Below are 22,485 nucleotides of genomic sequence, written 5' to 3' on the forward strand. Positions count from 1 at the left end.
CGAATATCCGGCCGGTCCCGCGGGCGGCCAACTCTCCGACCCGCCGACCGTTTTGTCCCGGTGGACGGTGCTATCTGGCCATGTGCTCGCGGGGGTGACACGGGAATACCGTGCTGACGCACCTCCCGGGGGGTTGGACTCCTCGCATACGATGGCCCGTGCGGTGGGGTGGACCCGCCGTGCAGTCGTCCAGTGCCAATACAGGCAAGGAGCCCGCTCACGTGTCCGTCTTCGACAAGATCCTGCGCGCCGGCGAGGGCAAGATCCTTCGCAAGCTGCAGCGGATTGCCGCCCAGGTCAACTCCATCGAAGAGGACTTCGTCAACCTCACCGACGCCGAGCTGCGCGCACTGACCGACGAGTACAAGCAGCGGCTCGCGGACGGCGAGAGCCTGGACGACATCCTCCCCGAGGCGTTCGCCACCGTCCGTGAGGCCGCCAAGCGCGTGCTCGGCCAGCGCCACTACGACGTCCAGCTGATGGGCGGCGCGGCCCTGCACTACGGCTACGTCGCCGAGATGCGCACCGGTGAGGGCAAGACCCTCGTCGGCACCCTGCCCGCGTACCTGAACGCGCTGACCGGCAAGGGCGTCCACCTGATCACCGTCAACGACTACCTCGCCGAGCGCGACTCGGAGTGGATGGGCCGGGTGCACCGCTTCCTGGGCCTCGAAGTCGGCGTGATCCTGGGCAGCATGACGCCCGCCGAGCGCAAGCGGCAGTACGGGATGGACATCACGTACGGCACCAACAACGAGTTCGGCTTCGACTACCTGCGCGACAACATGGCCTGGTCGCAGGACGAACTCGTCCAGCGCGGCCACAACTTCGCGGTCGTCGACGAGGTCGACTCGATCCTGATCGACGAGGCCCGCACCCCGCTGATCATCTCCGGCCCGGCGGACCAGGCGACCAAGTGGTACGCCGACTTCGCCAAGCTGGTGCTGCGCCTGAAGATCGATCGCGACTACGAGGTCGACGAGAAGAAGCGCACCGTCGGCATCCTCGAGGAGGGCGTCACCCGGGTCGAGGACTACCTGGGCATCGACAACCTCTACGAGTCGGTGAACACCCCGCTGGTCGGCTTCCTGAACAACGCCATCAAGGCGAAGGAGCTGTACAAGCGGGACAAGGACTACGTCGTGATGAACGGCGAGGTCATGATCGTCGACGAGCACACCGGCCGCATCCTGGCCGGGCGCCGCTACAACGAGGGCATGCACCAGGCGATCGAGGCCAAGGAGGGGGTGGAGGTCCAGAACGAGAACCAGACCCTGGCCACCATCACCCTGCAGAACTTCTTCCGCCTGTACGACAAGCTCGCGGGCATGACCGGTACCGGCACCACCGAGGCCGCCGAGTTCCACCAGATCTACAAGCTCGGCGTGGTGCCGATCCCGACCAACAAGACGCCGCTGCGCATCGACCAGCCCGACCTGATCTACAAGTCGGAGCCGGCCAAGTTCGCCGCCGTGGTCGAGGACATCGCCGAGAAGCACGAGAAGGGCCAGCCGGTGCTGGTCGGCACCGTGTCGGTCGAGAAGTCCGAGTACCTGTCGCAGGAGCTGCGCAAGCGCGGCATCCCGCACGAGGTGCTGAACGCCAAGCACCACGAGCGCGAGGCGCAGATCGTCGCGCAGGCCGGCCGCAAGGGCGCCGTCACCGTCGCCACCAACATGGCCGGCCGCGGCACCGACATCATGCTGGGCGGCAACGCCGACCACCTGGCCGCCGCCGAGCTGGCGCAGCGGGGGCTGACCCCGACGGACACCCCGGAGGAGTACGAGGCCGCCTTCCCGGCCGCGCTGGAGAAGGCCAAGGCCTCGGTGAAGGCCGAGCAGGAGGAGGTCAAGGAGGCCGGCGGCCTCTACGTCCTCGGCACCGAGCGGCACGAGTCCCGCCGGATCGACAACCAGCTGCGCGGCCGCTCCGGCCGTCAGGGCGACCCGGGCGAGTCCCGCTTCTACCTGTCGCTGGGCGACGACCTGATGCGCCTGTTCAAGGCCGGCATGGTCGAGCGCGTGCTCTCGATGGCGAACGTGCCCGAGGACGTGCCGATCGAGTCCAAGATGGTCACCCGCGCCATCGCCTCCGCGCAGACCCAGGTCGAGCAGCAGAACTTCGAGATCCGCAAGAACGTCCTCAAGTACGACGAGGTGCTCAACCGTCAGCGCGAGGTCATCTACGGCGAGCGCCGCCGGGTGCTGGAGGGCGAGGACCTCCAGGAGCAGGTCGGCCACTTCATGGACGACACCGTCGAGGCGTACGTCCGCGCGGCCACCGGCGAGGGCTACGAGGACGACTGGGACCTGGACAAGCTCTGGACGGCGCTCAAGCAGCTCTACCCGATCACCCTGGACCTGGACGAGCTGGAGGAAGAGGCCGGCGGCCGGGCCGGGCTGAGCCCCGAGTTCCTGATCAAGTCCATCCAGGAGGACATCCAGGCGCAGTACGGCGCCCGCGAGGACCAGCTGGGCGAGGAGATCATGCGCGAGCTGGAGCGCCGGGTCGTGCTGTCGGTGCTGGACCGCCGTTGGCGCGAGCACCTCTACGAGATGGACTACCTCCAGGAGGGCATCGGCCTGCGGGCCATGGCGCAGCGCGACCCGCTGGTCGAGTACCAGCGCGAGGGCTTCGACATGTTCACCGCGATGATGGAGGGCATCAAGGAGGAGTCCGTCGGCTACCTGTTCAACCTGGAGGTCCAGGTCGAGCAGCAGGTCGAGGAGGTCCCGGTCGAGGACGCCCAGGTGGTGCTCGACAAGCTGGAGAAGGACGCCGCCCGCCCGGAGATCAAGGCCAAGGGCCTGGAGGCCCCGAAGCCGCAGCGGCTGCACTACACGGCCCCCTCGGACGAGGTCGGCGGCGGTGTCATCGAGGGCGACTTCGAGGACCTCGCGCCGGAGGACGAGGGCGACGGGCTGACCCGCGCCGAGCGCCGCAAGGCCGCCAAGTCGGCCAAGGGCCGCCGCCGCAAGGGCTGAGCCGGCCGCCGGACACCAGTCAGGACGCCACGCAGGGCGCCGTTCCCGGACCGGGACGGCGCCCTGCTTCCGTACCGCCGGGGCTGCGACGGGGCGCTCACCGGGCCTCCACGGCGGTGCACTGCCACTGCCCGGCCGGGCCGCGCTGCTCCAGCCGGAAAGCGACCATGTGGTGCCGCCGGCCGAGGTCGACCCGCACGCAGGCCTCGACCGCGTCCGGGGAGGGCGAGCGGTCGTGCACCGGCCCGAGCCGGGGGCGGTCGGCGGGGCCCCCGCGGCGCAGGGCGCCGGCCCGGACCAGTGAGGCGAGCTGCCCGTAGCCGGCCAGGCTGGTGTGCCGCGCCAGCTGGCCGGAGGGCCGGGCGCCGGTGAGCACCTCGACCAGCCGGTGGGCGAAGCGGGCGGCCAGCGCGCCGGGGTCGGGCCCGGGCGCGGGCGCGCCGGTGCAGGCGGAGCGCGGGTGGCGCGGCCGACGGCCGGCCGGGTCGCAGCCGGTGGCGCCGCGCGGTCGGCGGTGCGGGCGGGCGGTGAGCCGGGCGTCGAGGTCGGAGCCGAGGTGGGCGGTGGGCCGGGCGGTGGGCTGGACGCTGGGGCGGGCGGTGAGCCGGGCGTCGAGGTCGGAGCCGAGGTGGGCGGTGGGCCGGGCGATGGGTTGGACGCTGGGGCGGGCGGTGGGGTGGGCGGTGCAGCGGACGGTCACGGTGGTGGCTCCTGGATTGGGTGGTGCGGGTACGGACGGGATCAGGCTGGAGGTGTCCCGCGCGCGGCGGCAACGGGTTTCCGGGCCGGTGGGGGCGGGCTTTCGAATTCACCTATCCGGGTGAGGCGGCCAGTGCGGCGACGGGGCGGACGGGCTGTCCGCGGGCGCCCGGTTGACGTGCGGGGACGGCCCGTACGGTCCTAAAGGGGACGCTCCGGCTGGGCGGACCGGGTGGCGGCACCCGGCCGCCGCATCGCGCCGTACCGGCCCGGCGCGCACCATCGGAGCCTGACCGGGAGCGGACGGCCGGGCTCCCACGACGAGGGGCGGCCGGTACGACGACACGGGTGACGCCGGCCCGGCGGCCGCGGGCACCGCCCCGCCCGCCGCGGGGGCTCCCCGGTACGGCCTGGTGCTGGGCGGCGGCGGGATGCCGGCGCGGCCTGGACGGTCGGCGCGCCGTGCGCCGTCGAGGAGGCCACCGGAGGGCGGCCCGACGGGGCCGGCGTCCTGCTCGGCACCTCGGCGGGCGCGGTCCTCGCCGCGAGCGCCCGCCTCCGGACCGGAGGTGATCACGGGCGTCCCCGCGGCGCTTATTCTTGGGGCGCTGGACAATCTGTGCCGCTGGACGAACCCCGCTGGACGAACCGGAGAGTGCCACCGATGCGCGTGTACGTGCCCACCACCCTGACCGGCCTGGCGGCGGCGCACGAGGGCGGCGCCCTGGAGCAGTCCGCCGCGTACGCCGTGACGCCCGCGCTGCGCGAGTGGTACGTCAGCGACGATCTGGAGGAGCTGGAGTACGCGGCGCTCAACCGGGCCGCGCAGTCCTCGCTGCGGCTGCTAGCCGCCGACCCGCAGGCCCCGTGCCGCCGGGTCGTGGTGGCGCTGGACGTGGCCGACGCGTCGGTGCGGCCCTTCCCGGGTGACGAGTACCAGGACCAGGCCTCGCTCGGCCGGGTGGTGCTGGCCGGCCCGGTGCGGCTGGCCAAGGCGGCCGCGGTGCACGCCGACGTGGCCGACGACGAGGTGGTCACGGACGTCGCCGCGGCGGTGGCGGCGGTGGCCGCGGCCGACGCGGGCGACCAGGACGCCCAGTTCACCGTGGACGGCGCCGAGGACCACGACCTGCTCTGGTACGCGACCCAGGAGATCCCCGCCCTGTTCGCGTGAGTTCCGCCCTACCGGCGTGTCGCCCGTCCGGGTTACCGTTTCACCCCGTGCGCACTCACATCGTTTGGGACTGGAACGGCACGCTCTTCCACGACATGGAGGCCGTGCTCGGGGCGAGCAACGCCGCGTTCGCGACCATCGGCATCGGGCCGATGAGCCTCCAGGAATACCGCGAGCAGTACGAGATCCCGATCCCCCGCTTCTACGAGCGCCTGCTCGGCCGGATGCCCTCCACGGAGGAGTGGCTGCGGCTCGACGACGCGTTCCACGACAGCTACCGGGAGCTCAGCCGGGCCTGCGGGCTGACCGAGGGCGCGCGCGAGCTGCTGGACGGCTGGCGGGACGCGGGGAACAGCCAGTCGCTGCTGTCGATGTACGAGCACGAGAGGCTGGTGCCGCTGGTCGACACCTTCGGCCTGACCGGCGGGTTCCTGCGGGTGGACGGCCGCAGCGGCCCGTCCGGCGGCCAGAAGGCGGAGCACCTGACCCGGCACCTGGCCGCGCTCGGCGAGCGGGTGGACCCGGCCCGTACGGTGCTGATCGGCGACGCAGCGGACGATGCCCTGGCGGCGCTGGCCGCGGGCGCCCGCGCGGTGCTCTACACCGGCGGTTCGCACACCCGGGAGAAGCTGGAGCCGGTCGGCGTCCCGGTGGTGGACAGCCTGGCCGAGGCGGTGGAGCTGGCCGGCCGGCTCAGCGGCTGAGCGCGCGGGGCCTGCCCGCGGACGGCGGACGTGGCGGGCGCCACGTCCGCCGTCCGCGTGTCTGAGCGGGCGGATCGGGCTCCGGCTGGTCAGGCTGGTGTCACACCCGACCAGCCGCCAGGACGGAGCCGCCATGCCCATCGACGCAGTCACCGAGGTGCCGGTCCCGGTCAACGAGCCGGTGCGGGCGTACGCGCCCGGCAGCCCGGAGCGGGACCGGCTGGTGCGACGGCTGGACGAGCTGGCCGCCGAGCAGGTCCCGCTGCCGATGACCATCAACGGTGAGCAGCGCTTCGGCGGCGGCGAGCGGATCGACGTCGTCCAGCCGCACCACCACGCCGCCAAGCTGGGCGTGCTCGGCAACGCCACCCGGGAGGACGCCCGGGCGGCGGTGGACGCGGCGCTGGCCGCCGGGCGGCAGTGGCGCTCGCTCTCCTTCGACGACCGCGCGGCGGTCTTCCTGCGCGCCGCCGACCTGCTGGCCGGCCCCTGGCGGGAGACGCTCAACGCGGCCACCATGCTCGGCCAGTCCAAGACCGCGCAGCAGGCCGAGATCGACTCCGCCTGCGAGCTGATCGACTTCTGGCGGTTCAACGTCCACTTCGCCCGGCAGATCCTGGCCGACCAGCCGATCTCCTCACCCGGAGTGTGGAACCGCACCGACCACCGCCCGCTGGAAGGTTTCGTCTACGCGATCACCCCGTTCAACTTCACCGCGATCGCCGGCAACCTGCCCACCGCCCCCGCGCTGCTGGGCAACACCGTGGTCTGGAAGCCCGCGCCGACCCAGACCCTGGCCGCGTACCACCTGATGCGGCTGCTGGAGGCGGCCGGGCTGCCGCCCGGGGTGATCAACATGGTGACCGGCGACGGCCTCCAGGTCTCCCCGGTCGCGCTGGCCGACCCGGCGTTCGCCGGACTGCACTTCACCGGTTCCACGGCCACCTTCCGGTCGCTGTGGCAGACCATCGGCGCCAACATCGGCGGCTACCGCGCCTACCCGAGGATCGTCGGCGAGACCGGTGGCAAGGACTTCCTGCTGGCCCACCGCTCGGCCGACCCGGAGGTCCTCAGGACCGCGCTGATCCGCGGCGCCTTCGAGTACCAGGGCCAGAAGTGCTCGGCGCTCTCCCGCGCCTACCTGCCGCGCAGCCTCTGGCAGAGGATCAAGGACGACTTCCTGGCGGAGGTGGACGCGCTCGCGGTGGGCGACGTGACCGACCTGTCCAACTTCATGGGCGCCCTGATCGACCGCCGCGCCTTCGAGAAGAACCGGGACGCCATCGACCGGGCGAAGGCCGATCCGACGATCGAACTGGCGGCCGGCGGGCAGTACGACGACGCGATCGGCTGGTTCGTCCGGCCGACCGTGCTGGTCTCCTCCGACCACCGCGGCGAGATCTTCCGGACCGAGTACTTCGGCCCGATCCTCGCCGTCCACGTCTACGAGGACTCCCGCTGGGACGACGTGCTCCGCCGGGTCGACGCCGGCGCCCCGTACGGGCTGACCGGCTCGGTGATCGCGCAGGATCGTTACGCCATCGCCCAGGCCGTCGAGGAGCTGCGCTTCACCGCGGGGAACTTCTACATCAACGACAAGCCCACCGGGGCCGTCGTCGGCCAGCAACCCTTCGGCGGCGGCCGGGCCTCCGGCACCAACGACAAGGCGGGCGCCGCGCAGAACCTGCTGCGCTGGACCTCGGCGAGGTCGATCAAGGAGACCTTCGTCCCCCCCACCCACCACGGCCACCCCCACATGGGCTGAGAGTGAACATCAGGCTCCGGTTTGGACATGCTGTCCAGGACGGACGCGACTTCCTGTGGGTTTGCGCCTACCTGTCCCTGTCCACCTTCGATTGATCCGGTTAGGCTGGCTGGCGTCGTCGGGTGGCTTGCAAGGCGAATGAGTCGTCCTACCCGCTGGGCGGGCGTTTCATGCGTGCCATGAGCCCCTTTCAGTCGGATGGTGCGGCAGGATTGCGGTGACCCGTCGGTGTACATCCACACACCACCGAGTCACGCAACGGCGCGCGACAGGAGCCAAGAAGTCATGCAGACCAAGCTGGACGCAGCCAAGGCCGAACTGCTCAAGAAGGCAGCCGCAGCCGCTGAGAACAGCCAGGTGGGGGGAGCGGCGCCGGGGGAGGGTCTGAGCAACGGCGCTCTGACCGCGTACCTGCACCACTACTACCTCCACACCGCGCCGGAGGACCTGGTCGACCGCGACACGGTCGACGTGTACGGCGCGGCCGCCTCCCACTACCGCCTGGGCCTCAAGCGCCCGCAGGGCACCGCCGAGGTGCGGGTGCACACCCCCTCGGTCGAGGAGAACGGCTGGTCCTGCGGCCACACCGTGGTCGAGGTCGTCACCGACGACATGCCCTTCCTGGTCGACTCCGTCACCAACGAGCTGTCCCGCCAGGACCGCGCGATCCACATCGTGATCCACCCCCAGCTGGTCGTCCGCCGTGACATCACCGGCAAGCTGCTGGAGATCCTGGACGTCGACGCGTGCTCCCGCAGCCAGGCCGCCGGCACCGAGTGGCCCGCCGACGCGACCGTCGAGTCGTGGATGCACATCGAGATCGACCGCGAGACCGACCGCGAGGACCTGCGCTCCATCGAGGCCGACCTGCGCCGCGTGCTCGGCGACGTCCGCGAGGTCGTCGAGGACTGGGGCAAGATGCGCGAGAGCGCCCTGCGCCTGGCCGACGAGCTGGCCGAGGAGCCCCCGGCCGGCCTGCCCGAGCAGGAGGTCGGCGAGGCCTGGGAGCTGATGCGCTGGCTCGCCGACGACCACTTCACCTTCCTCGGCTACCGCGAGTACGACCTGGTCGAGCACGAGGGCGAGGAGGTCCTCAAGGCCGTCGCCGGGACCGGCCTCGGCATCCTGCGCTCCGACCCGCACAGCCACGACGACGCCCACCACGCGGTCAGCGAGGCCTTCGGCCGGCTCTCCGCGCCGGTGCGCGCCAAGGCCCACGAGAAGAAGCTGCTCGTCCTGACCAAGGCCAACAGCCGTGCCACCGTGCACCGCCCGGCCTACCTGGACTACGTCGGCGTGAAGAAGTTCAACGCCGCCGGCGAGCCGATCGGCGAGCGCCGCTTCCTCGGCCTGTTCTCCTCCGCCGCCTACACCGAGTCGGTCACCCGCATCCCGGTCGTGCGCCGCAAGGTCCAGGCGGTCCTGGAGGACTCCGGCTTCTCCAGCGAGAGCCACGACGGCCGTGACCTGCTCCAGATCATGGAGACCTTCCCGCGGGACGAGATCTTCCAGACCCCGGCCTCCGAGCTGCTCTCCATCGCGACGAGCGTGCTCTACCTCCAGGAGCGCCGCAAGCTGCGGCTCTTCCTGCGCCAGGACGAGTACGGGCGCTACTTCTCGGCCTTCATCTACCTGCCGCGCGACCGCTACACCACGCGTATCCGGCTGCTGATCACCGACATCCTCAAGGAGGAGCTGAACGGCGCCACCATCGACTACACGGTGTACGCCACCGAGTCGGTGCTGACCCGCCTGCACTTCGTGGTCCGGGTCGCTCCGGGCACCGAGCTGCCGCAGCTCACCGAGACGGACATCGAGCGGATCGAGAACCGCCTGGCCGAGGCCGCCCGGTTCTGGATGGACGGCTTCCACGACCAGCTGCACATCGAGCTGGGCGAGGAGAAGGCCGCCGAGATCGGCCACAAGTACGCCAACGCCTTCCCCGACGGCTACCGCGCCGACTTCCCGCCGCGGACCGCCGTCGCCGACATCAAGCAGATCGAGTCGCTGCACGGCGAGGGCGACTTCCGCCTGAACCTGTACCAGCCGGTCGGCGCCGGCGACGACGAGCGCCGCTTCAAGATCTACCGGGTCGGCGGCCCGATCTCGCTCACCGAGGTCCTGCCGGTGCTCCAGCGCCTGGGCGTCGAGGTGCTGGACGAGCACCCGTACGCGCTGCGCCGCTCCGACGGCACCACCGCGTGGGTCTACGACTTCGGCCTGAAGCTGCGCGAGGCCACCGAGCTCACCGACGAGGCCCGCGAGCGCTTCCAGGAGACCTTCGCCGCCACCTGGACCGGCAAGGCCGAGAACGACGGCTTCAACGAGCTGGTGCTGACCGCCGGGTTGACCTGGCGCCAGGCGATGATGCTGCGCGCGTACGCCAAGTACCTGCGCCAGGCGGGCTCCACGTTCTCCCAGGACTACATGGAGGACGCGCTCCGCAACAACACCCACACCACCCGCCTGCTGGTCAACCTGTTCGAGGCCCGGCTGAGCCCGAGCCACCGTTCGGGTGCCCTGGAGCTGACCGAGGGCATCCTGGAGGAGCTGTCCGGCGCCCTCGACGAGGTCGTCTCGCTGGACGAGGACCGCATCCTGCGCTCCTTCCTGCACCTCATCAAGGCCACCCTGCGGACCAACTTCTTCCAGCGCGCCGCCTCCGGCGAGCGGCACTCCTACGTGTCGATGAAGTTCGACCCGAAGGCCATCCCGGACCTGCCGGCCCCGCGCCCGGCGTTCGAGATCTGGGTCTACTCGCCCCAGGTCGAGGGCGTCCACCTGCGCTTCGGCAAGGTCGCCCGTGGTGGTCTGCGCTGGTCCGACCGGCGCGAGGACTTCCGCACCGAGATCCTGGGCCTGGTCAAGGCGCAGATGGTCAAGAACACCGTCATCGTCCCGGTCGGCGCCAAGGGCGGCTTCGTCGCCAAGCAGCTGCCGGACCCGTCGGTCGACCGCGACGCCTGGCTGGCCGAGGGCGTCTCCTCGTACAAGACCTTCATCTCGGCACTGCTCGACATCACCGACAACCTGGTCGGCGGCGAGGTCGTGCACCCGGCCGACGTGGTCCGCCACGACGAGGACGACACCTACCTGGTCGTCGCCGCCGACAAGGGCACCGCGACCTTCTCGGACATCGCCAACGGCGTCGCCGAGTCCTACGGCTTCTGGCTGGGCGACGCGTTCGCCTCCGGCGGCTCGGCCGGCTACGACCACAAGGGCATGGGCATCACCGCCCGCGGCGCCTGGGAGTCGGTCAAGCGCAACTTCCGCGAGCTCGGCGTCGACACCCAGTCCGAGGACTTCACCGTCATCGGCATCGGCGACATGTCCGGCGACGTCTTCGGCAACGGCATGCTGCTCAGCGAGCACATCCGCCTGGTCGCCGCCTTCGACCACCGCCACATCTTCCTCGACCCGAACCCGGACGCGGCCGTCTCGTACGCCGAGCGCCGTCGCCTGTTCGACCTGCCGCGCAGCTCCTGGGACGACTACGACAAGTCGCTGATCTCGGCCGGCGGCGGGGTGTACCCCCGCACCGCGAAGTCGATCCAGCTGACCCCGCAGGTCCGTGCGGCCCTGGGCGTCGAGGCGACCAAGCTGACCCCGGCCGAGCTGATGCGGGCGGTGCTCCAGGCCCCGGTCGACCTGTTCTGGAACGGCGGCATCGGCACCTACGTCAAGGCCTCCACCGAGACCAACGCCGAGGTCGGCGACAAGTCCAACGACGCCATCCGGGTCAACGGCGAGCAGGTCCGGGCCCGGGTCATCGGCGAGGGCGGCAACCTCGGCTGCACCCAGCTCGGCCGCATCGAGTACGCGGCCACCGGCGGTCCCGAGGGCACCGGCGGCTGGATCGACACCGACGCGATCGACAACTCCGCCGGTGTGGACACCTCGGACCACGAGGTCAACATCAAGATCCTGCTCAACCAGGTCGTCGCCGAGGGCGACATGACGGTCAAGCAGCGCAACGCCCTGCTGGCCGAGATGACCGACGAGGTCGGCCACCTGGTGCTGCGCAACAACTACGCGCAGAACGTGGTGCTGGCCAACGCCGTCTCCCAGGCGCACAGCATGGTCAACGTGCACGCCCGGATGATCAACCGCTTCGAGTCGGCCGGCCAGCTGGACCGCGCGCTGGAGTTCCTGCCCACCGAGCGCCAGATCCGTGAGCGCCAGCAGAACGGCCGCGGCCTCTCGCAGCCCGAGATGTCCGTCCTGCTCGCCTACACCAAGATCATCCTGGCCGAGGAGCTGCTCGCCACCGAGCTGCCGGACGACCCGTTCTTCCGCGCCTCGCTGCACGAGTACTTCCCGAGCGCGCTGCGGGCGAGGTTCGCCGACGCGATCGACAACCACGCGCTGCGCCGCGAGATCATCACCACGCTGATCGTCAACGACACGATCAACCGCGGTGGCTGCACCTTCGCCTTCCGCCTGAAGGAGGAGACCGGCGCGACCTACGAGGAGATCGCCCGGACGCACACCGCCGCGCGGGCCGTCTTCGACCTGGAGCAGATCTGGGCCGAGATCGAGGACCTGGACAACAAGGTCCCGGCCCGGATCCAGACCAAGATGCGGCTGCACTCGCGGCGCCTGGTCGAGCGCGCCACCCGGTGGATGCTCAACAACCGCCGCCAGCCGCTCGACATCGCCGGCACCATCGAGTTCTTCCACGACCGGGTCAACCAGGTCTGGGCCTCGCTGCCCAAGCCGCTGCGCGGTGAGGACCTGGCCTGGTTCGAGTCGGTGTACGACGAGCTCGCCGCGGCCGGGGTGCCGGAGGAGCTGGCCACCCGGATCGCCGGCCTCTCCTCGGTCTTCCCGACCCTGGACATCGCCGAGGTCGCGGACCGCTCCGGCAAGGACGTCGCCGAGGTCACCGACCTCTACTACGACCTGGGCGACCGGCTGCAGATCTCGCACCTGCTCGACCGCATCATCGAGCTGCCCCGCACCGACCGCTGGTCGTCGATGGCCCGGGCCGCGATCCGCGAGGACCTCTTCGCGGCGCACGCGGCGCTGACCGCCGACATCCTGGCCTGCGGCGCCGAGGGCGCCACCCCGGAGGAGCGCTACAACGCCTGGGCCGACCTCAATGCGACCCTGCTGAACCGCGCCCGGACCACCCTCGACGACATAAGGGGTTCGGACAACTACGAGCTGTCCAGCCTCTCGGTCGCGATGCGCGTCATCCGCACCCTGCTGCGCACCGGTTCGATGCGCTGACGAACGGCTGCACCGAAGGGGCCCGCGTCCACGGACGCGGGCCCCTTCGGCATGTGCGGCCCCGGAGGACGGGCGCGGCCGGAAAGGCCAGAACCGGCCGCCGGATTCCGCAGGGTGACGAACGAATCACTCTGCGCGTGAACCGGGGTGTGCGGGAGACGTGTCCCTGTGGTTAACGCGGCATCACAAACTCCACCAATTGGCAGCAGAGCTCTCAGTGGATAGTGGAATTTCGCCCCAACTGCCCTTTTTGACGTCTGTTCTGACATGGCATGAGTTGCAGTAGGCTGACTCCGCGATAGGCGTTGCCGCAGGTCTCGTGCCGGACCGCACTTCGATGTGACGTGACATCAGGTGCCTTTCGGGGAGGTTCCGGCCGCCAGTCCCATTCGCGCTTCGGGGCCCGGACCGGCTCCACGCGATGCCACCTGAAGAGAGTTTCATGACGTCATTTGTGCAGGAACCCTTTTTCTGGGTCTTCATCGTGGTGATGCTCGCAGCCGTCGGAGCGGCCCTCCAGGCACGCAGGACGAACATCGCCCTGCGACGGCAGAACGCCTCCCTGGAGGAGGCGAGCGCCGCGGCCCAGCGGCAGCGCGACGAATTCGCCGTGCTGCACGACCGCCTGCAGGGCCAGCACGCGTCCGAGCTGTCGGCCGTCCGCCGGGACGCCGAGGAGGACACCAAGGCCGTCCTCAAGGCGGCGATGCGGACGCTGCAGGGCCTGGCCGACGAGCAGCAGGTCGTCATCGACAAGGTGCAGCGGAAGTACGGCGACAGCCCGCAGATCCTCGCCGACCTGATGACGATCGACCACACCAACAGCCAGTTCGGCCGGCGCGCCCAGGGCATCGCGGTGCTCTGCGGCGGCTGGCTCGGCCGCCGCGAGAGCGTCGCCTCGGTCTACGACGTGGTCCGCAGCGCCCAGGGCCGGATCCGGCACTTCGACCGGGTGCGGATCCACTCCCGGGTCAGCGTCTCGCTCGCCAGCAAGGTCGTCGAGCCGGTCGCCGTCGTGCTGTCCGAGCTGCTCGCCAACGCGACCAACTACTCCGCCCCGGACACCCCGGTGGAGGTCAGCGTCCAGGCCGTCCCCACCGGCGTCTGCCTGATCATCGACGACGCCGGCCTCGGCATGGGCCAGGAGGAGAAGGACCGCGCCTCGCTGCTCCTGAACCCGGGCGCGCCGATCAGCCTCACCAGTCTGGGCAACCCCCCGAAGTTCGGCTTCGCCGTCTCCGGCATGCTGGCCGCCCGCTACGGCTTCCGCGTCTCCGTCGACTCGGTCTCCCCGTACGGCGGCGTGCGGGCCGTGGTGCTGCTGCCGGCCGAGCTGCTCAGCAGCGAGGTCGCGGCCCCGCCCTTCGCCGAGCACACCGACTACCAGGCCGCGCCGGTGGAGCAGCCCGCGCAGGCCTGGGCGCAGGCCCCCGGTCAGCGGCTCGTGTCGCTGTCCGAGCCGACGGCTCCGCTGGCCCCGGTGCCGGCGCCGCACGCGGCGGCGGCCGGGCCGGAGACCACCGCGGACGGCCTGCTGCCCCGGCGCCGCCGCCAGCGCCCGGTGTCGGTCGTCCCCACCCCGCAGGACCCGGGCAGGCCGGAGGAGCTGCGGAGCACCGGCCGGCACACGCCGTCCCGCCTCGGCGCGTTCCAGCGCGGCACGCTGTCCGGGCGTAACACCATGACCACGGAAGGAACCGAGATCCAGTGAGCCGTGATCTTTCCTGGGTGCTCAACGACGTACTCCAGGTACCCGGCGCCCGGCACGCCATCCTCGTCTCCGCCGACGGCCTCCTGCTCGAGCGCTCCAGCGAGATCGGCCGTGACGAGGCGGAGACCAACGCCGCCGCGATGAGCTCGATGCAGTCGCTTAGCCGCGCGGTCGCCCCGTTCGTCGGCGGTGGCGGCGGGGTCTGGCGCCAGACCCTGCTGGAGTACGACCACGGCTGGATCTTCCTGATCGCGGCCGGCAGCGGCGCGTACCTGGCCGCCTCCACCGCCCCGGACGTCGACATGGAGGCGATGTCCTTCCGGATGCAGCAGCAGGTGGGCGCACTCGGACGGGCGATGTCGGCGGCACCGCGCCAGAGCACGTACAGCGGCTCATGACGGTCGGCGGCGAGGAACAGAGGGTCACGGGCGGGTTCATCCGCTCCTACGTCATCACCGGCGGGCGCGAGTTACCGAACGCGGACGACCTGTCTCTGATCACCCTGGTCACCGTCGGGCCCGGGCAGGACCTCCCCGGCCTGCCGAGCCCGGAGACCCGGGCGATCTGGGAGCTGTGCTCCGGCGGCTACCTCTCGGTGGCCGAGGTCGCGGCCCGGCTGGAGCTGCCGGTCGGGGTCGTGAGGCTGTTGCTGACGGACCTGATCCGTGAGGGACGGCTGCTGCGCCGGTCGGCCCCGCCCCCGGCCCAGGCCCCGGACCCGAGACTTCTAGAGAAGGTACTGCATGGACTTCAACGCCGGTTCGCCTGAGGACATCTACGTCCCCGGCGCGGTGACGACCGCTGTCAAGATCCTGGTCGTCGGGCACTTCGCGGTCGGCAAGACGACGCTCATCGGGGCCCTGTCGGAGATCGCGCCGCTGAGCACCGAGGAGAGCATGACCCAGGCGTCCGTCAGCGTCGACGACCTCCGCGGCGCACCGGACAAGAAGACCACGACCGTCGCCCTGGACTTCGGCCGGCTGACGCTCGGCGACGACCTCGTGCTGTACCTGTTCGGCACGCCGGGGCAGCAGCGGTTCATGCAGCTCTGGGAGGACATGGCGCGGGGGGCGCTGGGAGCGCTGCTGCTGGCCGACCCGACCCGCCTCGCGGACACCTTCCCCGTCATCGACCTGATCGAGCAGTACGGCCTGGAGTACGCGGTGGCCGTCAACAGCTTCGACCGGCAGAGCGAGTACACCGAGGACCAGCTGCGCGAGGCGCTCGACCTGCTGCCGCACACCCCGGTGGTGTTCTGCGACGCGCGGGACCAGCGCTCCTCGGCCAACGCGCTGCTGACGCTCGTCCGGCACCTGCTCGACCGGGCCTCCTGACCTCCCCCACGCCTCCCCCTCCCCCTCCCGGGTCCGCACCCGCCCGGGGCCACCTCCAAGGAACGACCCATGGAATCTCTGCAGCGACCCGTCCCGCAGTCGCCTCCGCCGGGCTGCCCGATGCACGCCGGCGTGAGCACGCCGCTCTACGGGGAGATGTTCTCGGCCGACCCCGGCGCGGTCTACGACCGGCTGCGCGCCAACGGTCCGGCCGCGCCGGTGGAGTTGGCGCCGGGGGTGGACGCCACCCTGGTCACCTCGCACGAGGCCGCGCTGCGGGTGCTGCAGAACCCGGGGATGTTCGCCCGGGACTCGCGGCGCTGGGCGGCGCTGAACGAGGGCCGGGTGCCGATGGACAGCCCCGTCCTGCCGATGATGTTCTACCGGCCCAACTGCCTCTTCACGGACGGCGCCGAGCACCTGCGGCTGCGCAAGGCCGTCACCGAGAGCCTGGAGCGGCTCAACGACAGCCGGCTCAACCGGCACGTCGAGCGGATCGCCGGCTACCTGATCGACCAGTTCAGTCCGCTGGGCCGGGCCGACCTGCTCAACGACTACGCCAAGCTGCTGCCGCTGCTGCTGTTCAACCAGCTGTTCGGCTGCCCGGCCGACATCGGCGACCGGCTGACCCGCAGCATGTCCGCGCTCTTCGACGGCCTCGACGTCATCCAGGCCAACGAGGAGCTGAACTCCTGCCTGATGGACCTGGTCGCGCTGAAGCGCCGCCAGCCCGGCGACGACATCACCTCCTGGCTCATCCAGCACCCGGCCGGCCTGCGGGACGAGGAGCTCAAGGACCAGCTGGTCATGCTGATGGGCGCCGGCGTCGAGCCCGAGCGCAACCTGATAGGCAACGCGCTGCTCCTGCTGCTGTCCGGTGAGGGCGGCTCCGGGCTGCGCATCGAGGACGCCCTCGACGACGTGCTGTGGAACAACCCGCCGATCGCCAACTACGCGACGCACTACCCGATGCAGGACCTCAACCTGGGCGGCGTCCCGATGGACGCCGGCAGCCCGGTGGTGATCAGCTTCGCCGCCGCCAACAGCGACCCGGCGCTGACCGACGCGCGGCTGACCCTCAGCAAGGGGGCCCACCTGGCCTGGGGTGCGGGACCGCACGCCTGCCCGGCCAAGTCCCCGGCCCAGCTGATCGCCCTGAGCGCCATCGAGTGCCTGCTCAACGCGCTCCCGGACGTCACGCTCGCGGTGCCGGCGGAGGACGTGGAGTGGCGCCCGGGCCCGTTCCAGCGCGGCCTGGTCTCGCTCCCGGTGCGGTTCAGCCCGGTGGCCGCCCGCACCGTGGGGACGGCCCCGGCCGCGGACGCCGTCCCGGCCCCGGCGCCGGTCGGCCTTGAGCAGGCGCAGGCGTACCCGCAGGCCGGGCCCGTCACGCCGGCCAGGGCTCCGCAGAAGAAGGGCTGGTGGAGCTCCTTCCTGGACGTCTTCCGGCTCTGAGACGTCCCTGGGGTTCGGTGAGGGGTTCCGGCACCGCGGCCAGGGGTTCCGGCGCGCCCGCGCGGGGCCCCGGCCCGTCTCGCCGCCGGAAGTCGTCCGGTCACCGCGGGGTGAACGGCGTGTGGCGACGGTGCGGTACGTGACAGGGGCAACACGGATCGACGCTTGAGCGCGCTGTTGCTGGGTAGTACGCCGCCGTACTGCCCGCCCGCGTGTTGAAGGAGCCCGTGTGACCGCCATGTTGGAAGCCCGCCCCGCGGAGTGGGAGCGTGCTGACGGAAGGGCCGACCGACGCGCCGCCGTCCCGCTGCTGCGCAGGCTGCGGTCGGCCGAGGGGCTCGCCGACCCGAGCCCGGTCTACGACGAGCTGCGGGCGCTCGGTGACCTCGTCCCTGCGCCCTGGGGCGGCTACCTGGTCACCGGCTACGAGGCGTGCGACCAGGTCCTGCGCGGCAGGACCTGGCTCGTCCCCGACTTCGCCTGGCAGGAGCGGCAGACCGGGACGGAGCGCTGGGAGGCCGTCGCCACCCGGGAGATGAGCCGGACGCTCTCCCGGCTGAACGCCCCCGAGCACACCCGGCAGCGGCGCAGCCTCGGCAGCCTCTTCGACCGGAACACCCTGCGGGCCATGGCGGCGGACATCGAGGAGGACGCGGCCGGGCTGCTCGACCGCCTGGCCGAGCGAATACGGACCGACGGCGAGGCAGACTTCGCCTCCGTGGTCAGCGAGCAGCTGCCGATCGGCACCATCGGGCGCTGGCTGGACATCGCGCCGGCGGACTACCCGCACATCCTGACGATGACCCACAACCAGGTGCACGCCCAGGAACTGCTGCCCACCAAGAGCCAGCTGGCGATCTCCGAGCAGGCCACCATGGAGCTGCGCGAGTACTTCACCCGGCTCGTCCGGGAGCGCCGAGAGAAGGACGGCGACGACGTGATCGCCGGCTGGATCCGCACCTGGGACGCGCTGGAGTCCGACCGTGAGGCCACCGACCGGATGGTCTACCAGCTCACCATGTTCGTCACCATCGCCTCGCTGGAGACCACGGCGACGCTGCTCTCCTCGCTGGTGTGGCAGCTGCTGCGGACGCCCGGCCGGTGGGAGTGGCTGCGGGCGAACCCGGAGCACATCGACGAGGTGATCGACGAGGCGCTGCGCTACGACCCGCCGATCCGCGTCAACAGCCGCGTCGCGGGCGAGGACACCGAACTGGCCGGAGTGTTCCTCCCCAAGGACACCATGGTCCACGTGATGTACGGCGCGGCCAACCGCGATCCGCGCCGCAACCCGGACCCGCACACCTTCGACCCGCTGCGCCGGGGCACCCACCTCACCTTCGGCGGCGGCGCCCACTACTGCCTCGGCGCGGGCCTGGCCCGGCTGGAGGCGCGGGCCCTGCTCGGGCAGCTGCTGGAGCGCTTCCCGACGCTGCGGGCGGTGAGCCCGCCCGAGCACGCGCCCCGGATGGTGTTCCACCGGGTGACGTCCCTGAGAGTCGCCGCGTGAACGTCTCCCCGCAGGCCCCCCGGTGCCCCTCGTACGCGATGCAGCCCTCGTACGTCCCGCAGCCTCCGGCGGCGACCGCCTGGTACGCCGGGCCCGACCCGGCCCCCGAGCCCTTCGTCGCGCCCGAGCCCGTCGTCGCTTCTGTGGCCGCGCCCGAGCCGGCGCCACCGGCCCGTACGGTCCGTTCCGAGCTCCGGGGCGCGGTGCTCCACGTCGAGCTGGACAGCCCGGAGACGGGCAACGCCGTCACCTCGGCCATGCTGGACGAGCTCCTCGCCGTCCTTGCCGCACCCGACCCGGCCGTGCGGGTGATCGTGCTGTCCGCGGCCGGCCGGGACTTCTGCCTCGGCGGCGACCGCGACGAGCTCTTCGCCGGCCTGGACGAGGACCCGACCGGCGGCCGGATACGCAGTTACGGGGACCGGGCCCGCCGGGTCTGCGAGGCCCTCACCAACAGCCCCGCCGTCACCGTCGCCCGGGTGCAGGGCCGGGCGACCGGCGCCGGCTTCGCCCTCGCGCTCGCCTGCGACCTGCGGGTCGGCGCCGACAACGCCGTCTTCCGGCTGCCCGAGCTGGCCCTGGGACTTCCCGTCGCCTGGGGCGGGCTGCTGCCCCGCCTGCTGCACGAGGTCGGCGCGGCCCGGGTCCGCGAGATCATCCTCACCGGCCGCCCGGTCGGCGCGGTGGAGGCGCGGGAGCTCGCCATCCTGCAGCGCGTCGTCGCCGAGCCGGAGCTGGACGAGGCGGTGGCCGAGTGGGCCCGTCCCGTCACGCGCCGCCCCGAGGCCGCCCTGCGGGTCACCAAGACGCTGCTCGCCTCGCACGCCTCGGCCACCCGGATGGCCGACGCCTCGGTCCTGGACTCCGAGCTGATGGCCTCGGTCATCGCCGCCGCCCACTACACCCGCAGTCTCGGCGCCCGGCCTCCGGTCGGCTGACCGGTCGTCGGACGGAAGGGAGGGCGGGCCCGCGTCACCGGCGCGGGCCCGCCCTCCCTCCCTTTCGGTAACCCACTGTGAATTCTTCCCGGATGTTCGCTACTGTGTGCGAGCAACGAAGGGGAGGGATCGTGGTGGGGAAGACGCGCAACACCCGTGCTGCGATAGCGGTTCTGACGATGGCTCTGGTCGCAGCCGGGGTGGCGGCCTGCGAGGGCGACAAGGGCGGCGCCGCGGCGGCGAGCACACCGCCGCAGCCGTTCGGCGCCGGCGGCTACCGGGGACTGCAGCTGTCGATGACCAAGGAGGAGGCGCTCGCCTCCGGGGCCCTGGAGAGCGCGCCGGTCTCCGTGCTCAACGGCTGCACCGACTACGCGTACAAGGGCGGCCCGGCTCCGGACCAGGCCCGGATGGCGACCGAGGCGGACGTCCACGCGAAGGCCGACAAGGCGCTGGCCAGGATCGACGAGATCAGGGCGAAGCGGAAGACGATTCCGCCGCTGGCGCCGGGGGCCTCGCTGAAGGAGATGCAGGAGCACGGCGCCCGCCTCCAGGAGCAGCTCCGGCAGGACGCCGCCGACCAGGCGGAGATCACCGCGCTCGACAAGGACCTGGACCTCGTCGGGCCCGCCCGCAAGGCCCGGGACGAGGCGTTCCGGGCCACCGGCCGGGTCAACTTCGGCACCAAGGGCCTGCGTCAGCTGGTCGCCCCCGCGGAGGCGAGGACGGCCGAGGGCGTCGGCGCCGGCTCGACGGAGGAGCAGCTCAAGCAGGCCTACGCGGGCAAGGACCTCAAGCCGGCCGAGGGCGGCACCTACGAACTCCCGGCCGAGAGCGGCAACGGCGGCCCGGACTGGTTCTACGAGTTCACCGTGGCCGAGGGCAAGGTCGTCGCCCTCGCCCTGGTCAAGCACGGCACCTACTGCTCCTGAGAGCCGGCCGGGGTTCGGGCCGGTTCGGCGGCCCGTCGGGAACCGGGCGGGGCCTGCGGACAGGTGGGGGTGTGGAACTGTCACAGCGGGCGCGATTGAGGAGCGGGGACCAGTGGGCCTTCGGGGAGCTGTTCGATGAGACGGCGGACGACCTGTACCGGTACGCGGCGCGGGTGGTGGGGGACCGGGCGGCGGCGGAGGATGTCGTCCAGCTGACGTTCCTCGAAGCGTGGCGGCTGCGCGGCAAGCTGCGGGAGGACGACGGGCCGGTGCGGCCCTGGCTGTTCGGGATAGCCGCCCACGTGCTGCGCAACACGACCCGGGCCGCCCGGCGGCACCGGGCGGCGCTGGCGCGGATGCCCGACCGGGGCGTCCTGCCCGACTTCGCGGAGGAGTTGGCCGGACGGCTCGACGACGACGCCCGGCTCGCCGCCGTCCGGCGGGCGCTGGGCGGGCTGCGGACGGCCGAGCGCGAGGCGTTCGGCCTCTGCGTCCTGGCGGGCCTGGACTACGCGAGCGCGGCCGAGGCACTCGGGGTGCCGATCGGCACGGTGCGCTCCCGGCTCTCGCGCGCCCGTACCAAGCTGCGCGCGCTGACGGCCGAGGAGCTCCGGGGCGGGCGGGAACTCCCGCCGGGCACCGGACAGGTACGGGGTGGCCGCAGCGGAGCGGCCGGGTCGACGACTCCTGGGAGTACCCGATGAACCCGATGAACGAGGACGAACTGCTGCCGACGCCCACGGGGCCGGGGCTCTCCGCCGACCGCCGGCGGCAGCTGCGGGGGCACCTGATGAGCGAGTTCGCGCGCGGGTCGGTGACCACCCCCCGGCGGATCCGGCTCGGCTGGGTGGCCCTGCCCGCCCTGGCGGGCGGCCTGGCGCTGGGCCTGGTGCTGGTCGGCGTTCCGGCGGAGCGTGGCGCGGACCCCAGCCGACCGGTGGCGGCGGTCGTCCTGGACCGCGCGGCGAAGGCCGCCGAACAGCAGCCCGCCCCGGCCGCACGCGGGGACCAGTTCGTCTACGTGAAGAGCCTGGACGAGTGGGCGAGGTCGGCGGGCGAGGCGCCGCGGACCCGGGAGCTCTGGAGGTCCGTCGACGGCAGCAGGCGGGACCTGCTGCTCCTGGACAGGCACCTGCCGAACCCCGGGGGAAGCGACGAGCACGGGGAAGCCGAACCCGCGCCGTTCACCGGGATCGGCAGCTACGCCTACGTCGCCGCCCTGCCGACCGACCCGGACGCGCTGCTGGACAGGATCCACGTGGACACCGCGGGCCACGGGCCCGGCCCCGACGAGGAGGCGTTCAGGACCGTCGGCGACCTCCTGCGCGAGCAGATCGCCCCACCGGCCGTCAGCGCCGCGCTCTACCGGGCGGCCGCGAAGATCCCCGGCGTCACGGTGATCGACTCGGTTACCGACGCGGCCGGCCGCCCCGGCATCGCGGTCGCGCGCCTGGACGGCGGCGGGAAGGCCGAGGTTCAGTGGATCTTCGACCGCGCCGACTACACCTTCCTCGGCGAGCGCACCGTCGCCGTCACCGACGGCGCGACCTTCAAGAAGGGCGACATCACCGGCCAGATGGCCGTCCTCGCCCGCGCGGTCGTCGACCAGGCCGGCACCCGCCCGTAGCCCCAGTGGCCTCCGTGGTGGCCGGCCGCTTTTGCGTCTCGGGCTGCTCGGGGCGGCGCCATCGTCGGCATGAGTGACCAGTGGAGGAGTTCGGATGGCTACCGCACCCGACTACAGCGACCTCTTCGAGATCATTGAGCACCTGGAGTCCGACCAGGTCGAGGAACTGCGTCGCCATGCGCTGCGCCTGGTCAAGGGCACTGCCGATCAGGACGAGACCGAGTACCTGATGCGGTCGCCGGAGAACTCTCGCCGACTTCTTGCGTCCAGGCAATCCGTCGCCGAGGGCCGGGTCGAGTACCGCGATCTGGTGGACCCCGAGTGAACTGAGTGCTGCTTGGCGGTGGTTTCGGCGGCCCCGGCCAAGCTTGGCCGGGGCCGCTGTTGCTTGTGCGGTTCCTGGAAGGGGTGGGCGGGTGG

General features: G+C 71.9%; 17 protein-coding genes. 16 read left to right on the plus strand and 1 reads right to left on the minus strand.

What is annotated here, in order from left to right; translation table 11 throughout:
- Positions 1–221: 221 nt before the first annotated feature.
- The gene (secA, locus tag ACWDBE_RS37300; protein WP_449793041.1) at positions 222–2,984 is read left to right on the plus strand and encodes a preprotein translocase subunit SecA; all 2,763 of its coding nucleotides are present in this window, start codon (positions 222–224) and stop codon (positions 2,982–2,984) included.
- A 97-nt stretch (positions 2,985–3,081) separates the two neighbouring features.
- Here secA and ACWDBE_RS37305 read toward each other — a convergent pair whose 3' ends face one another.
- Entirely contained in the window at positions 3,082–3,684 is a 603-nt protein-coding gene (locus ACWDBE_RS37305; protein WP_449793042.1) for an Rv3235 family protein, read from the minus strand.
- A 663-nt stretch (positions 3,685–4,347) separates the two neighbouring features.
- Here ACWDBE_RS37305 and ACWDBE_RS37310 point away from each other — a divergent pair.
- From ACWDBE_RS37310 to ACWDBE_RS37380, 15 genes are all read left to right on the plus strand, one after another.
- Complete coding sequence (locus ACWDBE_RS37310; RefSeq protein WP_449810196.1) at positions 4,348–4,857, plus strand: DUF6912 family protein; 510 nt, start codon at positions 4,348–4,350, stop codon at positions 4,855–4,857.
- Between the two features lie 47 nt (positions 4,858–4,904).
- Positions 4,905–5,561, plus strand: a complete 657-nt coding sequence (locus ACWDBE_RS37315; RefSeq protein ID WP_449793043.1) for an HAD family hydrolase — start codon at positions 4,905–4,907, stop codon at positions 5,559–5,561.
- Positions 5,562–5,700: 139 nt separating this feature from the next.
- Positions 5,701–7,326, plus strand: coding sequence for an L-glutamate gamma-semialdehyde dehydrogenase (gene pruA, locus ACWDBE_RS37320; RefSeq protein WP_449793055.1), 1,626 nt, complete (start codon positions 5,701–5,703; stop codon positions 7,324–7,326).
- A gap of 285 nt (positions 7,327–7,611) precedes the next feature.
- Positions 7,612–12,558, plus strand: coding sequence for an NAD-glutamate dehydrogenase (locus ACWDBE_RS37325; protein WP_449793044.1), 4,947 nt, complete (start codon positions 7,612–7,614; stop codon positions 12,556–12,558).
- A 442-nt stretch (positions 12,559–13,000) separates the two neighbouring features.
- On the plus strand, positions 13,001–14,269 hold the full coding sequence (locus ACWDBE_RS37330) for an ATP-binding protein (protein ID WP_449793045.1): 1,269 nt from the start codon (positions 13,001–13,003) through the stop codon (positions 14,267–14,269).
- Entirely contained in the window at positions 14,266–14,667 is a 402-nt protein-coding gene (locus ACWDBE_RS37335) for a roadblock/LC7 domain-containing protein (protein ID WP_392880879.1), read from the plus strand. Before ACWDBE_RS37330 ends, ACWDBE_RS37335 begins: the two co-directional genes overlap by 4 nt.
- Positions 14,664–15,038 (plus strand): DUF742 domain-containing protein, encoded by a 375-nt coding sequence (locus ACWDBE_RS37340; RefSeq protein WP_449793046.1) that lies wholly within the window; start codon positions 14,664–14,666, stop codon positions 15,036–15,038. Before ACWDBE_RS37335 ends, ACWDBE_RS37340 begins: the two co-directional genes overlap by 4 nt.
- Positions 15,013–15,603, plus strand: coding sequence for a GTP-binding protein (locus ACWDBE_RS37345; protein ID WP_402407016.1), 591 nt, complete (start codon positions 15,013–15,015; stop codon positions 15,601–15,603). The genes ACWDBE_RS37340 and ACWDBE_RS37345 overlap by 26 nt, the downstream gene beginning before the upstream one ends.
- 69 nt (positions 15,604–15,672) lie before the next feature.
- Positions 15,673–17,058, plus strand: a complete 1,386-nt coding sequence (locus tag ACWDBE_RS37350; protein WP_449793047.1) for a cytochrome P450 — start codon at positions 15,673–15,675, stop codon at positions 17,056–17,058.
- Between the two features lie 238 nt (positions 17,059–17,296).
- A complete protein-coding gene (locus ACWDBE_RS37355; protein WP_449810201.1) occupies positions 17,297–18,568 on the plus strand; it encodes a cytochrome P450 in 1,272 nt (423 codons plus the stop codon).
- The gene (locus ACWDBE_RS37360) at positions 18,565–19,506 is read left to right on the plus strand and encodes an enoyl-CoA hydratase/isomerase family protein (RefSeq protein ID WP_449810197.1); all 942 of its coding nucleotides are present in this window, start codon (positions 18,565–18,567) and stop codon (positions 19,504–19,506) included. The genes ACWDBE_RS37355 and ACWDBE_RS37360 overlap by 4 nt, the downstream gene beginning before the upstream one ends.
- 179 nt (positions 19,507–19,685) lie before the next feature.
- Entirely contained in the window at positions 19,686–20,438 is a 753-nt protein-coding gene (locus tag ACWDBE_RS37365) for a hypothetical protein (RefSeq protein WP_449810198.1), read from the plus strand.
- A 71-nt stretch (positions 20,439–20,509) separates the two neighbouring features.
- A complete protein-coding gene (locus ACWDBE_RS37370; RefSeq protein ID WP_449793050.1) occupies positions 20,510–21,142 on the plus strand; it encodes an RNA polymerase sigma factor in 633 nt (210 codons plus the stop codon).
- A complete protein-coding gene (locus ACWDBE_RS37375) occupies positions 21,139–22,065 on the plus strand; it encodes a CU044_5270 family protein (RefSeq protein WP_449810199.1) in 927 nt (308 codons plus the stop codon). Before ACWDBE_RS37370 ends, ACWDBE_RS37375 begins: the two co-directional genes overlap by 4 nt.
- A 94-nt stretch (positions 22,066–22,159) precedes the next feature.
- Positions 22,160–22,390, plus strand: coding sequence for a hypothetical protein (locus ACWDBE_RS37380; protein WP_449793052.1), 231 nt, complete (start codon positions 22,160–22,162; stop codon positions 22,388–22,390).
- Positions 22,391–22,485: the final 95 nt, after the last annotated feature.

This window comes from Kitasatospora sp. NPDC001132, assembly GCF_053598415.1.

Excerpts from the sequence above, each read along its gene's own strand:
- ACWDBE_RS37310 (WP_449810196.1), top strand. The coding sequence starts at position 4,348 with ATGCGCGTGTACGTGCCCACCACCCTGACCGGCCTGGCGGCGGCGCAC.
- ACWDBE_RS37325 (WP_449793044.1), top strand. The coding sequence starts at position 7,612 with ATGCAGACCAAGCTGGACGCAGCCAAGGCCGAACTGCTCAAGAAGGCA.
- ACWDBE_RS37330 (WP_449793045.1), top strand. The coding sequence starts at position 13,001 with ATGACGTCATTTGTGCAGGAACCCTTTTTCTGGGTCTTCATCGTGGTG.
- ACWDBE_RS37340 (WP_449793046.1), top strand. The coding sequence starts at position 14,664 with ATGACGGTCGGCGGCGAGGAACAGAGGGTCACGGGCGGGTTCATCCGC.
- ACWDBE_RS37345 (WP_402407016.1), top strand. The coding sequence starts at position 15,013 with ATGGACTTCAACGCCGGTTCGCCTGAGGACATCTACGTCCCCGGCGCG.
- ACWDBE_RS37350 (WP_449793047.1), top strand. The coding sequence starts at position 15,673 with ATGGAATCTCTGCAGCGACCCGTCCCGCAGTCGCCTCCGCCGGGCTGC.
- ACWDBE_RS37355 (WP_449810201.1), top strand. The coding sequence starts at position 17,297 with ATGTTGGAAGCCCGCCCCGCGGAGTGGGAGCGTGCTGACGGAAGGGCC.
- ACWDBE_RS37365 (WP_449810198.1), top strand. The coding sequence starts at position 19,686 with ATGGCTCTGGTCGCAGCCGGGGTGGCGGCCTGCGAGGGCGACAAGGGC.
- ACWDBE_RS37375 (WP_449810199.1), top strand. The coding sequence starts at position 21,139 with ATGAACCCGATGAACGAGGACGAACTGCTGCCGACGCCCACGGGGCCG.
- ACWDBE_RS37380 (WP_449793052.1), top strand. The coding sequence starts at position 22,160 with ATGGCTACCGCACCCGACTACAGCGACCTCTTCGAGATCATTGAGCAC.